This is a genomic window from Mucilaginibacter yixingensis (genome assembly GCF_041080815.1).
Classification (GTDB): domain Bacteria; phylum Bacteroidota; class Bacteroidia; order Sphingobacteriales; family Sphingobacteriaceae; genus Mucilaginibacter; species Mucilaginibacter yixingensis.
In genome coordinates this window covers 772,277-786,752 of record NZ_CP160205.1, presented here as the reverse complement: position 1 = coordinate 786,752, position 14,476 = coordinate 772,277, and the positions used below count along the sequence as shown (strand labels likewise).

Annotated in this window: 9 protein-coding genes and 4 tRNA genes; 4 read left to right on the top strand and 9 right to left on the bottom strand. The window is 44.7% G+C overall.

The genetic code is table 11. The features are described from left to right. Positions 1-46: 46 nt before the first annotated feature. The 4 genes from ABZR88_RS03255 to ABZR88_RS03240 form a co-directional block, all read right to left on the bottom strand. Positions 47-1,723 (bottom strand): pseudouridine synthase, encoded by a 1,677-nt coding sequence (locus ABZR88_RS03255; protein WP_107829629.1) that lies wholly within the window; start codon positions 1,721-1,723, stop codon positions 47-49. Positions 1,724-1,816: 93 nt separating this feature from the next. Beyond that, a tRNA-Lys gene (locus ABZR88_RS03250) sits at positions 1,817-1,889 on the bottom strand. Between the two features lie 56 nt (positions 1,890-1,945). Further along, positions 1,946-2,018: transfer RNA gene (locus ABZR88_RS03245), tRNA-Lys, on the bottom strand. A gap of 134 nt (positions 2,019-2,152) precedes the next feature. Beyond that, positions 2,153-3,160, bottom strand: a complete 1,008-nt coding sequence (locus ABZR88_RS03240) for a YCF48-related protein (RefSeq protein WP_146166567.1) — start codon at positions 3,158-3,160, stop codon at positions 2,153-2,155. A 156-nt stretch (positions 3,161-3,316) separates the two neighbouring features. Between ABZR88_RS03240 and ABZR88_RS03235 the strand changes: the two genes are divergently transcribed. Together ABZR88_RS03235 and ABZR88_RS03230 are read left to right on the top strand one after the other, a co-directional pair. Then, positions 3,317-3,400 (top strand) — tRNA-Leu (locus ABZR88_RS03235). A gap of 141 nt (positions 3,401-3,541) precedes the next feature. Next, positions 3,542-3,625 (top strand) — tRNA-Leu (locus tag ABZR88_RS03230). A gap of 56 nt (positions 3,626-3,681) precedes the next feature. Here the strand turns inward: ABZR88_RS03230 and ABZR88_RS03225 are convergent. The 5 genes from ABZR88_RS03225 to ABZR88_RS03205 form a co-directional block, all read right to left on the bottom strand. Next, positions 3,682-4,779: a hypothetical protein gene (locus ABZR88_RS03225; RefSeq protein WP_146166566.1), complete on the bottom strand. Its 1,098-nt coding sequence runs from the start codon at positions 4,777-4,779 to the stop codon at positions 3,682-3,684. A 251-nt stretch (positions 4,780-5,030) separates the two neighbouring features. Continuing rightward, the gene (locus ABZR88_RS03220; protein ID WP_107829623.1) at positions 5,031-6,896 is read right to left on the bottom strand and encodes a RagB/SusD family nutrient uptake outer membrane protein; all 1,866 of its coding nucleotides are present in this window, start codon (positions 6,894-6,896) and stop codon (positions 5,031-5,033) included. Between the two features lie 20 nt (positions 6,897-6,916). Continuing rightward, the gene (locus ABZR88_RS03215; protein ID WP_170113639.1) at positions 6,917-10,207 is read right to left on the bottom strand and encodes a TonB-dependent receptor; all 3,291 of its coding nucleotides are present in this window, start codon (positions 10,205-10,207) and stop codon (positions 6,917-6,919) included. A 193-nt stretch (positions 10,208-10,400) separates the two neighbouring features. After that, positions 10,401-11,564 carry a FecR family protein gene (locus tag ABZR88_RS03210; RefSeq protein WP_107829619.1) on the bottom strand — a complete coding sequence of 388 codons (1,164 nt, stop codon included), beginning with the start codon at positions 11,562-11,564 and terminating at the stop codon, positions 10,401-10,403. A 209-nt stretch (positions 11,565-11,773) separates the two neighbouring features. After that, a complete protein-coding gene (locus ABZR88_RS03205; RefSeq protein WP_107829617.1) occupies positions 11,774-12,355 on the bottom strand; it encodes an RNA polymerase sigma factor in 582 nt (193 codons plus the stop codon). Positions 12,356-12,549: 194 nt separating this feature from the next. Here ABZR88_RS03205 and ABZR88_RS03200 point away from each other — a divergent pair, with 194 nt between their 5' ends. Further along, positions 12,550-12,954 (top strand): hypothetical protein, encoded by a 405-nt coding sequence (locus ABZR88_RS03200; RefSeq protein WP_107829615.1) that lies wholly within the window; start codon positions 12,550-12,552, stop codon positions 12,952-12,954. Positions 12,955-13,092: 138 nt separating this feature from the next. Continuing rightward, positions 13,093-14,475 carry a TolC family protein gene (locus tag ABZR88_RS03195; RefSeq protein ID WP_107829613.1) on the top strand — a complete coding sequence of 461 codons (1,383 nt, stop codon included), beginning with the start codon at positions 13,093-13,095 and terminating at the stop codon, positions 14,473-14,475. Position 14,476: the final 1 nt, after the last annotated feature.

Sequence of the window (14,476 nt, the reverse complement as noted above, 5' to 3'; positions counted from 1 at the left end):
CAATTTCTTGCGCCTTTTGCTTTTATGTCAAATCTATCTTAGTACTTTAAAAATCTTCCTTAACCTCAAAACTCATTTTCTCTCCAGATGCCGGATGCACAAACTCCAGATAGGCTGCATGCAGGTATAATCTTTCGGCAGCGGTACCATACAGGTCATCTCCTACAATAGCAGCGTTGAGGCCCTGCTCATGGGCTGAGTGGACACGTAATTGGTGTGTGCGGCCTGTTAGAGGCCAAAAATGAATTTTGGTTTTGCCGTCTTTATATTCAATCACCTTCCAACGGGTAATGGCTTTTTTTCCGTGTTCAAAGCATACTAATTGCCGGGGGCGGTCATCCAGATCGCCGCGCAACGGCAGGTTTATCTCACCCTCCTGCCCTTCTATTATTTTACTTAGCAATGCGGTGTAACGTTTGGTTACGGTTCGCTTTAGAAACTGTTGTTGTATCAACTTATGTGCCTCACGCGTTTTGGCAACAACCAATAAGCCTGAGGTTGCCATATCCAACCGGTGAATGATAAGCGGTTCGATTGTTTTAAAAGTTTGCTTTAGCCTACTGTAAACAGAATCGCTGATATTAATGCCAGGTACAGAGAGGAGGCCAGAGGGCTTATTGACTATTACAAAGTAATCATCCTCAAAAATAATATCCAGCGGCTTGTTTTCTCCAGGATTAACGAGCAGCGGGTCTTCATCCAGCTCAATCCCTTCCAGCATGTGCTTTAGAATAGGCTTGCATTTTCCCGTACAGGCCGGATAAAACTGCCCGTGCGCTCTGATCTCTGATTTTGGTGATGCACCCCACCAAAACTCGGCCATGGCCAACGGCTTGTAGCCATTCAGAAAAGCGTATTGCAGCAGTTTAGGCGTAGCACACTCGCCGGCAGCCGAGGGAGGCGTACCAAAAACAGTTTCGCTGAAAATATCATACAGGCTCCTGGTATGCCCATACTGGTTAAGGAAAGCGTACTGCTCAAAAAGCTGCTGTTGCAATGCTGCCGATTTCTCTTTGCGCTCCTTTTTCAGCGCTTCCAGGCGATCCTCAAACGGCGCTAGTTGTTGGCGCAGTTTGTTTAACCGGGCTTCGCAGTCGCCAACTAAAACGTTTAATTGGTGCTTATCATGCAGACTGTGCTTGACCATATAAGCCTCAAATTCCATATACGCCTCAGGTGTCAGCGTGGCTTTTTGCTCGTCACGCTGCTTCTTTCTATCTGCCTTATTAGCTTTCAGCAGCTTCTTAAAATCACCTATTTGTTTTTCTGTTTGCGCAGTCAGGCCTTTAAGCTCATGTTGCAGGGTTAGATAATCCTGGTTGGTTTCAATGTCTTTAACCTGACCATTGATATCATTAAGCACATATTGCTCTTTGAGGAAGAAACTGTCCTCGGCCAACATATCAAAAACAGGCGGAACAAAACGCGGGTGATCATTAGAATTGGCCAGCTTTCCGGAAAAGGCAGATAGATACCCCTGGCGGCCATCACCATCTTGTATAATCAAAACGCCAAACATTTTGCCAATAGCCATACCTTGTGCATCGCTATCAAGCCCAAAATTATGGTCAAGCCTGGCTTGATTTTCCAGGTAATGCTTTAGATCATCTGCGGCAATTTTAGCCAAAGGATGGGGCTCGTAGAAAAAAGGAAAGGTAAAACGGCCGGGTAAGGAGATACCAGAAATTTTACTTTCATTAAAATAGATAACCTTTCCATCCATATTTCTAAAACCCAATTTCCGTAAAAAAGTTAAAAGGCACTCAACAGAAAAAGCCTAAATGCAAAAAAAGGGAAGCATTTCTGCTTCCCTTTGTGATCCCGCTGGGATTCGAACCCAGGACCACTACATTAAAAGTGTAATGCTCTACCAGCTGAGCTACGGAATCGTAATTGTTACCCCTCTACTTAAACGAAAGAAGGGAAGCATCTCTGCTTCCCTTTGTGATCCCGCTGGGACTCGAACCCAGGACCCCAACATTAAAAGTGTTATGCTCTACCGGCTGAGCTACGGAATCATCACTTTTACTTTCGTTCGGAACGTTTAACCGTTTCCTTTAAAGTGGTGCAAATATAGGGCGAATATCTATTACTGCAAATTATTTTTTCAAATAATTCTAAGGCCCCATTTAAGCCACTAATATACAGGAAACTAATTTTTCAGCAAGCCAATTTTTCCCTTATCTCCGGCCAATAACACCAGTTTTCCCTGTTTAGATTTACGACAAACGTTAAAACTTTCGCCATCTATTTGTCGCCATGTTTGGCCACTATCGGTACTGATATTGCTCCCAGAGGTGCCGGTTGAAAGGTTTGCGCCATCGCCAATGTACTCCACGCACGATTGAAAGCCGGACGGAATGCTTGCTGCCCCATAAGGCGCAGATGGGTTTAAAGGTATCTGCAGATGACCGGCATTCTTTACAGTATCCTTGCTGTTGGCATAGTCGCCGCCTACAAATACAAAGCCCGGCAGGTTAACAGAAAAGGCACCCTGGCTCTCTTTACCCTGTTTAATGGGCAGCACCGCAGCGTTCCACTTCTTATATGGCGCAGTGGCCGACAGGTAACGAGCCACACTGCCGCCGGTTACAATGCCTATATCATTTTTATTTACGCGCAAACAGGTGCCGCTGGCGGCAAATGCTGCCTCGCCATCCATCGCCGCAGGCATGTTGGTAAAGGGGTGCCAGCTCTCTCCCGCGTCGGTAGTTTCTAACAGCAGGAATTTTTTATTGATCGGGTCGCCCAGTGCAAAGCCGTGTTTGGGGCCATCAAAATCAATAGCGTCCAAAAAGCAGGCTTTGTCATCATTCCTATATTTCAATTTCCAGGTAACACCTCCATCGGTTGTTTTGAGGATAAGCGCAGGCGTGCCCGAACTCATGACAATGGCGTCTTTATCACTAAAAGCCTCAATGTCCCTAAAATCGGCCTGCTCATAACCTGGCACCTGCTGCCATTGCCAGGTATGGCCACCATCTGTAGTATGGGCTATATAACCTTTGCTACCGCTTACCCATGCTGTTTTATCGTCCACCACAGAAAGGCCGCGCAAGCTGGTGGGCTTGCCCTGGTCCAGAATTTCAACTTTCTGAGCCCTTGCCGGACCAATAAAAAATAAAAAAGCAGCAAAAATAAGAGGGGCAATGTGGGGCATGAGGTTGATTATTAAAATGTTTGCTAATTTACTTTTATAGCCGTTTTTAACAAATTTGTATTTTTTAATTTTAGGGGTTGACAAATAAAAAGTAAAAGCTATATTTGCACCCTCTTTCAGCAGGAAAGCTTTCTTAAGGAGCTGATAGCTAAACGAGCCCAGGTGGCGAAATTGGTAAACGTTGCGGTCTCAGAAGCCGTTGAGAATTGTCTCTTGAGAGTTCGAGTCTCTCCCTGGGCACACCACTTAAAAGATATGAGATGTGAGATTTGAGATAGGAGAATCTCACGTTTCAAAGTCTTACAAATCCACAAATCAATATGAGATAATGCAGACAAGCATTATTCTTCATATCTAAAATCTCAAATCTTTTTAAAATAGGCCCAGGTGGCGAAATTGGTAGACGCACCATCTTGAGGGGGTGGCATCTGTATGGATGTACGAGTTCGAATCTCGTTCTGGGCACTTCTAACCATATTTAAACGGCTTTTCAGGCCGTTTTTTTGTTTAAATCCCTTATTTTACCAGCCTTCCGTATCTGTATATTTATGCGGTTTAAAAGCAAATATGGTTGTAGTAATATTTGCCTTTGCATCACTTTTACTTCGACTTAAAATAGCAGAATACCCCATCGTTCTGGAAGGTGTAAAAGACAGTTGTTCAAGGTTAAGGCAAGCTGTTTCCAGGCCATCAGAGGTGGGTTTGTAGTATAACGGAAAAAATTGATTCTTTATAAGCAGCCCGGTTTTGCAAACAAAACTATACTGCTTAGGTGCCCCCGATTCTGTCAGTTGATTTTTAAGTGTAATTGTAAAATTCCAACCATGTTCATAAGCACAGCGCTCAAATATAGGATCGACGTCCTTCGAGCGATCAACGTCATTATCTTGTACACAGTGGAGTATATCACAAGGACATAGAGCAACCAAAAAATCTTTGGTACTAGCTTCTACATTACTGGTTAGCTCTACAACTTTATCAAGCCGGGGTCTGCTTTGGAAATGAAATTCAAGCTTATCTACACGCTGATTAGCTTTTTGAATCTTAATTATCCGATAACCGATAAACAGATTAAGTCCGCTCACCACAATCTCTTTATCGGCGCCTTTATCATATTCACCAGTAAAATTAACAGTGTTGAACAACTTTGAAAGCTCAGTTTTAGCATTTACTAAGTTGGCTTTTTTTATGATTAGTTTAATGTTATCCACTTTCAAAGCTTCGTAAATAACATCGTTACCAATATTGTTTTTTAACAGACTAAGGTCATTAAATCCAACAATGCTAAGATTTGCCAGTTCTATAGATTGGGTTGTAAGAGATTTAAAATACCCTCCGCTTTTTAAAAAACTCAACACGCCTAACTCCAGGGTTGCTTTACTTGTATCTGTAATAAAAGAACTCAAATTACTAAACGAACCCACTGTAATCAGCTGCTGCGGGCTGGCTCCGGCGCCATTAGGACCAGTTACATCGTTCCAAACAGCCCCCACTGGTAATTCACGCCGAGGAAGCGATAAAAATCTAAATCCGGCAAGCTTAGTGTTGTTTATAATGATTTGAGCTTGAGCAGCTACGGAACAAGCTATAAAAAGGAGTAACCAAATAGTTCTTTTCATATTGCAATAAGGATTTAGTGCTATAATAGCAAAATAGATCCAACTTGCAAAGCACTGACAAGTATTATCGTCAAGAAAATCAACGCTTTAAAATCAGAAAGTACAGCACGATAATACTGTTTGCAGTTAAGGCTGTGCCGGGCTTTAAATTTCGGGCACAAAAAAACCGCCCTGCTAACCAAAACAGGGCGGTACGAGTATGAAACTATTACAGGCTAACCAATCACCTGTAATTATTTCTGATATATTTTTTAGTAACCGTTGTTACCGAATTCTTTATAGTTAAGAATAGCATCCAGGAATGATTGCGGGATTGGTCTTCTCAGGTGCTTGGCAGGGTTAAAATTAACTGCAGCCTGAGGGTTGGTTAACGTCAGGTAATCTTTAGTCAGATAACCGGTACGTTTCAGGTCAATCCAGCGGGTGTGCTCGCCGGCCAGTTCGCGACCTCGCTCATCAAGGATAAATTTAACGGTCATCTGTGCCGGTGTAACCACCATCTCTGTTTCGCGGGTAGTTACGGCAGCTCGTTTGCGGATAACGTTTACATAATTAGCAGCCGTGGCCTGGTCATTGTTGTATAACAGGGCAGCTTCGGCAGCAATCAGGTAAACTTCGCCAAGGCGCAGGATGCCTATATCGCCCAACCAATACTGGTTGTTATAAGAGTACATTTTGTTTGAGTACTTTTTGAATGAGGGGAAGATACCGCTGTAGTTTACATCATTCGGAAACTTGGTATAATCTTTATAAGTACCGGTTGCAGGGTCAAACAAATCGCTCGGATCAACCACCATGGCGGTCATTTTCGATTTGGTTACCGGATCAATGGTCCAGTTTGGCGTAAAGATGGCCAGGCCGGCATCATTTGTCATATTCTTCTCTTCCTCAAAGGTGGCAGAGATAATGGCGTTAGGGCCAGAATATGCTGCTGCAGTACCCAAAATAGTTTTACCTACAACAGACGCATCTTTATGATATGCTGTGGCAATGGCCTGTGTTATGGTCTTATCGCTGTAAGCATAATATTTATAAGTGAACGTGTTGGCAAAACGAGTGTCAGGCGTAGTCTCACGCGGGTCAAACAAGGTTGTCAGCAGATAGGCTGATGGTTTGTATTGTTTGGTATTGGCACGGCCGTACAAGATACTGGTTGCACTGGTACCAAAATCAACACCTTTACCGGCAAGATCGGCCTCATAATACTGGCGGGTACGGCCACGGTTAAAACCATCAGGGTTCAGACCGGTAAGATCTATCGCCTGGGTCCACAAAAACTCGGTGTTAGTTTTGTTGTTGGCAGCGCTAAATACTTTAGAGAAGCCCGATGTGGTGGCATCGCTCAGGTACAGCGCGCAGTTGTATTTGCCCGGATTGTTGATCAGCTCTTGAGAGGCATCAAGCGCCATTTTAGCATATTTCTCTTTATCGCCTAAGCGGGTGCGCTGTAAGCAAACCTTAGCTAACAGACCGTAAGCAGCTTTTTTAGCTACGCGGCCACGCAAAGTTTGGCTAACAGGCAGGTTAGCGCAGGCAAACTGCAAATCAGAGATGATCTGATCATAAAAAGCGGTTTCAGGGGTACGCACCGGGTTAAGGTCAGCATCACTTACTGCTGATGAGTTAGTGTTTAAAACCACATCGCCAAATTGCTCAACCAGGTTAAAATTAGCCCAGGCACGCATAAAATAAGCCTCGGCTACTTTAGCGTTTACATCAGCCTGGCTGGCATAGCCCTGTACCGTTTTAGAGAAGTAAATAGCGGTGTTACACAGGTTAATACATGAGTACCAGCCACCCCAACAAGTTTTTACGGTACCATAGGTTGGAATTAAGGTAGCATCGTAATTGGTCATACCAGAATCCTGACCGCTATAGGTGGTCCAAAGATCGGTACCCATTTCAGACGGACCGATCCAGTCTACCTTACCGTAAAAGAAGTACATATCGGTATAGCAAGAGTTGATCAGACCTTCATAACCGGTTTTATTGCCATAAGCCAAATTAACGGTTACTGTGGTTGGGTTATATTCTTCAAGTTGTTTACGGCAAGACGAGGTGCAAATACCAGCAGCTGCAATAAGCGCAATGGCTATATTTTTATATTGCTGTTTCATTTTCTTTAATTTCTTTTTTGTTAAAAACTAACGTTAATACCAAATACTATCTGTTTGTACAGCGGGAACGAGTCTGCTCCACCGTTTTCTGGATCCACACCTTTAAGCATTTTGTTACGGGTGTAGATGAATGGGTTGTAAGCGGTTCCATATATACGCAGGTTTTTGATGCTTACCTTCTGGCTCCATTTAACTGGCAGGGTATAACCCAATGTCAGGTTTTTGATTTTCCAGTATGAGCCGTCTACCGTGGTTAAAGAAGTACCGTATGTTTTGTAATCGTTATTGGTCGAACCCGAAGTTGGCTGCGGGAATGCGTTTGTTGGGTTGTTAGGCGTCCAGTAATCATAAGTTACCGGCTGCGCTACGGCGTTGTAATAACCCAGTACAGAAGCATTAGCCAATGTTTGACCGAAACGGGCTGTCAGGTAAACAGTCAGGTCAATGCCTTTATAGGTAAAGGTGTTTTGCCAGCCGCCCATCCAGTTAGGGTTTTGGTGACCAATAATTTGTCTGTCGTTTGCGCTGTAAGTGTGCACGCCATTGTCAGACACGCCGTTTACAACCTGTGGCACCGTAGCCAGTTTAATATCACCCGGTTTTGCACCATACAAAGCTGCTTCCGTAGCTTCTGATGTTTGCCAGATGCCTACTTTTTTGTAACCGTAAACGGTTTTGATTGGACTGCCCACAAACAGGTTAAGCGCAATGTAACCGGCTGCGTTTACAGAGTTACCCAAGTCAAGACTTGTTAATTTTTCGTCTGCACGGGTATAGGTCAAGCTGGTGTTCCAGGTAAAACCTTTTTTCTGCAATACCAGACCACTGGCGGTTAACTCAATACCGCGGTTAACTGATGTACCAATGTTCTGCGTAATTACGTAAGGTGTTTTGGCATCAAAACCACCAGATGTTGACGGCAGGTTACGGTTGTATAACAAACCGGTAGTATTTGTATAATAAGCCTCTGCCGAGAACTGAATACGGTCTCTTAAGAACGATGCATCAAAACCGATGTTGGTATTATCAGAACGTTCCCATTTCAAATTAGGGTTAGATACCGCTTTGGTCAAAATATAAATTGGTAACTGAGAGGCGCCGCCCAAAGTTAACGGCGTGGTGTTTCTGCTGTCGGTAACTTGGGTTTGGCTTGAGTATGGTGAAATACCGCCAGAGTTACCCACGCTACCCCAACCTGCACGCAGTTTTAAGTTGCTTAACCAGGTTTTAGTTTGGTCCATAAACTTCTCTTCAGTGATGTTCCAGCCGGCTGATACCGATGGGAATTGCGACCATTTATGCACTAACTGAGAAGCGCCGTCTATACGCCAGCTGGCTTCTAACAGGTATTTACCTTTATAGTTGTAGTTGAACCTACCGGCTACCGACGCCAGGTTTGATTGCACATAACCGGTTGACTTGCTGGTAACCAAATTAACCGCCCCCATATCATAAAACAAAAAGCCGTCGTAATCCAGGCCCTGGCCTGCAATAGATTCTGTTTCTGATCTGTTATCGCCGTAAGAGGTGATGCCGGTTAAACCAAAGTTATGGTCTTTATTAATGGTGAAATTATAGTTGATGATGTTCTCCCACAGGTAACTGTAATCCATCTTGGTTGCGTAAGATGCATCTTTCTGACCGCCAGAACCTAATGAGGCAACGTTATAAGAGCGCTCGTTCTCAAACAAGCCATTGCGGTTCCATGTGTAATTAACACTCAGATTGGAGCGGATAGAAAGGTTTTTTATTGGCGTAATAATCAGGTAAGGATTTACCGACAGGTTTAAATTCTTGCTGTTGCTTACGTAAACACCAGGCTGATAGTTGGCAATCGGGCTGATGGTATTCGGGTCGCCAGGCAGTGGTGTCAGGTTTACGTTGCCATCGGCATCATAAGGGGTACCCAATGGTAATATACCATAAGCCTTATTAATACGGCTATTGGTTGTGTTACCGTCTTTCCAGGTAACGGAGTTACGGATACCACCCAGGATAAATTTATTGAACTGAACCTCGGCGCCAGAGCGTGAGTTGTAGGTTTTTACTTCATCGCCTTTGTAAACGCCTTTCTCATCAATCAAACCCAAAGCAAAATCGCCGCGCACTTTCTCGCTACCGCCCCTAATAGCAATGTGATGATTTTGCTGGCTGCCTTGTTTCAACGTTTCGCCAACCCAATCTACATACTGCTTGTTGTTTATAGCGTCAACAGCGGCAGGTGTAAGGCCCAGCTGCGCAACAATATCTGTAGCGTATGAGCCATGGGCTGCATAATATTTATCTTGCTGGTATTGCAACCATGCATCACCCATTAAAGGTTTAGGGTAAGAGGCAAAGCCGTTGATACCATAATAAGAGTTAACATCTATCTGCGTACTGCCTGCTTTTGCCTTTTTGGTAGTAATAATAATTACACCATTGGCCGCCTGCGAACCATAGATAGCCGTAGACGATGCATCTTTCAGCACCTCTATATTCTCAATATCATTTGGGTTGATGTTGGCAGCGCTTGCACCCTGTATGCCGTCAACAATGTATAGTGGATCTGCACCGCCGTTAAGGGTACGGGTACCACGAATGGTGATGTTTGGAGATGCCCCAGCCTGACCGCTTGAGCGTTCAACGTCAACACCAGACACACGGCCTTGTAATGCCTCAATAGGGTTACTTACCGGGTTCTGTGCAATATCTGCACCTTTTACGGTACCAATAGCACCGGTTAAATCGCGCTTTTTCATTACGCCGTAACCAATTACTACTACCTCGTCAAGGCTTGAGGTACCTTCTTCCAATTTAATACTGAAGTTTTTCTGACCGCTAGCCGGAATTTCCTGTGTTTTATAGCCTATGAAGCTAAAAACCAGCACTTCATTACCAACAGGCAGGTTAACGTGAAACTTGCCGCTAACATCTGTACTGGTAACAATGTTAGTGCCTTTTACCTTTACCGTAACGCCAGGCAGTGTTGCGCCGGTAGCATCTGTAACGGTACCTGTAACCGGTCCGGCCGTGGCCGCTCTTTTGGTTACAACGATGGTTTGATCTTCAATAACATACCCTAACGGCTGATCTGCAAATACCTGATCGAGCGTTTCTTTAAGTGGCTTAGCATTTACATCAATATTTACCGGCGCAGATTTTTTGATCATAGCCGAGTTGTAAATAAAATTATAGCCGGTTTGCTGGTGTATAGCATTGAAAACTTCTTCCAGCGAGCCGGGTGCTGCTTTAATGGTTACGTTTTGTGCTTTTGAAATAGCCGATGCCTGAACCACAGTCACTATAAGGAAGGCTATGATCAATTTCATAATTATCAGGGGTTTTAACAACACACGCAAGCCGGGGCGCCTGCATGGAAATACAAGGTTATCTGTGTACATTTGGGTGTTAAGTAAATTGTGTAACGAACTTTTTCTTGACGTTGCCCACTTCGGGCATAGGATTGGGGGTGTTGCAGCACTCCCTTTCTTTTTTTCAATAAAATGTTGTGGAGCGTAAAAATTATTTCATAACCAGGATTCTCCTTCCGTCAATCTTAAAGTGTACAGTATTGGTTAGTTGTAATTTACTGAGTACTTTGGTTATATCAGCAAAACGCGAAACAGTTCCACCAAAGCGTATGTCGCTCACATCGTCATTATAAACAATGTCTACGTCATACCACCTTGATATCTTTTTCATTATACTCGTTATTGGCTCATTATCAAAAGAGAAAGTACCGGTTTCCCAGGCAATGGCGTTGCCGGTATCGGCTTTATGCACCTGTATGCCGGTTTGCCTCAACACCGCTTGCTGACCGGGCTTAATGATTTTGGCTGCGCCAGATGTGGTGGCCGTAATCTTAATACTACCCTTTAGCAGCGTGGTCCTGAAATTGGGCTCATCAGCATAGGCATTTACGTTAAAATGCGTACCCAATACTTCAATTTCCTGGTCTTTACTAATTACCTTAAACGGCTTTGCCGGGTTGTGTGCTACTTCAAAATAGGCCTCACCACTTAGCTCCACCCTGCGCTCATGACCGGTAAAAGCCACCGGATAAGTAAGCTTGGTGGCCGAGTTTAACCAAACGTGCGTACCATCAGGCAAATAGATCTGGTAGATGCCGCCGCGCGGCGTTTCCATCGTGTTCAGCTGCTTGCCGTTGGCAGGCTCGCCGGCCACACTAATTACCCGGTAAATAAGCTGGCCATCTTTGGTAGTTGAGATCTTTACCCCCGGCAATTTGCTCAGCGCAGCGATAGAATGATCGCCCAGTGATATTTTGCGACCATCGGCCAGGGTTAAAGTTGCTTTATTGCCGCCAGGCACAATGGGGCGTGCGCTGGCGGACAGGTTTTGTTTTGAGTTTGCAATGATAAAATGCTTATAAGCCGCCCAGAAACCAAATGCAAATACCAATGCTAAGCTGGCAGCAATTGGGTAAAACTTCATTTGCCTTAGCATGCCATAGCGTTTGCCGGTAGTGTGGTCAAGCCGTGCTTTAATTTCTTCGGCCAGTTGTTGTGCATCGCCGGCAGGCAAATCATCTGCTTTATTTTGCGGACTATCAAAAACATCATAATAGCTGTCAAGAAAAGCTTTCTCGGCAGGCGTAGCTTTTCCGCTCAGTACCTTTGCGGCTAATTGCTGCAATTGTTTAACGCCGGGTTTCTTTGATTTCATGACAGCTTTATAGCTAATGTTTTCAATAATAAATACAGGGTGCAGCTATGCCCAAAGCACTAGCAATTCACTATTAAGTTTTATTTATTGTACGGTTTATAAAAGGCAACAGACCGGTGCGATCTTCGGGCCTTCATTAACATTGTCTTGCAGAAATTAAAATCTCCCAAAAAAATTTTAACTTTTTTTTCTGCGGATAGAAAACGCTGTTATTTATTGAAGAAACCCAGAATAATAAGGATGGTGAGGTAATGACTCAGGTAGCCACGCAAACCGCTTATGCTGTTGAGCAGCTGGTTCTGCACGGTTTTTTGCGAAATATTGAGTTGCTCGCTAATGGCTTTGGTAGAAAGATTTTCCTCGTAACGCATTTTAAAGATCTGCTGGCGCTTTTTGGGCAGGGTATCCAGCCAAAGGCCAATCAGGCGTTCCAGTTCGTCTGCTTCCAGCCAACTGTCTGCCATTACCGGCGATACGGCCATATCTTCAAACGGTTCTACAAAATGTGGTGCCGCGTTGCCCTTTGCTAATAACGTATAAATTTTATACCGAACGGCGGTGTGCAGGTAAGGCTGCAAATCGGCAATATCCTTCTCGGCGCATTTGTTCCACAAGTCGGCAAACACGTCATGTATCACGTCTTTGCAAAGCTCGCGATCTTTTAAACGACGGTAAGCGGTTTGGTAAAGTTGCTGCCAGTTACGACTATAAATCTCATTAAAGGCAATTGCGTCCCCTTCTTTTAAAAGGAGCATCAGCACGTTGTCGCTATAATGGGAGTAAGCGGGCATTAGATAATTGGTGGGACAATAATACGTAATTGATAATTTTATTTTTATATGATATAACCCAGTAATTGTAGAATATTATCACACATTTATAAATTATTTCCTAGAACGATACCCTAATCTGGTGGCATTGCAAAACAATTGTTGCAAAACTTCATGAAAAATTCCCACAAATAGCTTTTACTTTGTGTGTTGAAATGAACTACCGTTTAAAAAAGAAGGAACACAAGGCCATGCTGTCATTACTGATGGCCTGTTTGTACTTTACCATAGCGGTATGTCATATCTTTCATTTACCCTGCTTAACCACAACGCAGCCCGTAAAAACGGTTATCAGTCATAACTCTTTATTTAAAAGAAAGACCGAAAACCTTAATAATACCACAGACTGTGTGGGCCTGCTGCAGCGCACCTATAAATCGGTAACAAATGATAAACGTTCGGTAACTGACTTTCTGAAAGGATTCAGCGCCTGCGTTATTTTGCTGTTTTGCGTGCTGCCGGTTTGGAAACTGCGCAAATCACTGTGGATTACGCTATTGGATCATCGCGATGATTCACCGCAACCTGTTTACCTCACCATCCGCTCACTACGGATCTGATGACCTGTCGCGCAGGCACATACCTGCCTGCACTCTCCATTTAAACATTTATTTACCGGCACTTACCTGTTGCGTAGCCTTGTTTTGCTGCGCAGTCTGATTTGAGCCGATTTTTCTGATTGATTACTCATCAATTTTATGACAGGTTTAAAGAAATTCTTATACGGGGTTTTGATACTAATTGCCGGCACACCCGCTTATGCGCAAACGCCGGTTACCCTGGGCCAACTGCTGGACCGGGTAAACACCAACGCCCCTACCCTGATAACAGACTCTGCCGCCATACTGGTGCGGCAAAGCCAGGCCGCAGAAGTGCGCAACAACTGGCTACCTAATTTAAAACTGAATTACCAGGCCGATATTGGTACCAACAACAATGTTGCCGGTCCATATTTTGGTTTCGGCATCATCCCTTCTAACTCGCGTGGTGTACGGGTAGATAACAATACTACCACCGTATCTGCCAACGTAGGTGTGGCTGCGCTTGACTGGGAAGTATACAACTTTGGCTCATATGGCGCCCAAAACCGCGTAGCCGAAGCCGATGTAAGTACCGAGCAAAAGCAGTTTGCCCGCTCTAAATTTGCGTTGCAGGCTTATGCCATTAACAACTATCTGGCCCTGCTGCGCCTGCAACAGCTGATGGAGATCCAGTCGGCCAATATTAAGCGCAACCAGGAGATTGAGCGTTCGGTGTATTCACTTGCCAAAAGTGGCGTACGTGCCGGGGTTGATACCAGCATTGCCGAAGCCGAACTCTCCAAATCGCGCTTAAACTACCTCGAACTGGCCGACCAGCTAAAACAGGTGCAGTTACAGCTGGCCACCATCAGCGGTCTGCCCTATCAATCTATCGTTGCCGATACTTTGATAGAACACCGTCTGATTGCCCAGTCAAACAGCCTGCCCATGATGAATACCGATACGGCCGGGCACCCGCTCATCAATTACTATCAATCGCTTTATAACGGCAGTTTGCAGCGCGAGGATATGGTGAAGAAAAGCTATAACCCCAAAATCTCGCTGGAGGCCGCGGCCTGGGGTCGTGGCTCAAGCGTAGATGCGAACGATCATTTCAACCCGCTATCATCAGGCTGGGGTTTTGATCGAGACAACTACCTGGTGGGCGTGGGTATCAGCTATAATTTATTTGATTTACGCCGCCGCCACCTCAAGCTGCACAGCCAGAAGGTGGAGACCGATTACAGCCTCAAAAAACTACAAGAGCAAAAGCAACTACTGGCCGCCAACGCAAGCCTGGCCGATGCCCAGTTGAATACGGCCGTGCTGCGTTTGGACGAAATTCCACGCCAGCTGAGGGCCGCCAATGCAGGCTATCGCCAGAAGCTATCGCTCTATCGCAATGGCTTGACTGATATTATTGAGCTGAACGCTGCCCTGAATATTCTTTACCGCGCCGAGACCGATGCCGTGCAGGCCCGCTATGCGTATGCCGCGGCACTGTTCCAAAAAGCGGTGACCGATAACCAGGTTGGCTCTGTTTTAACCCTAATAAAGTAAA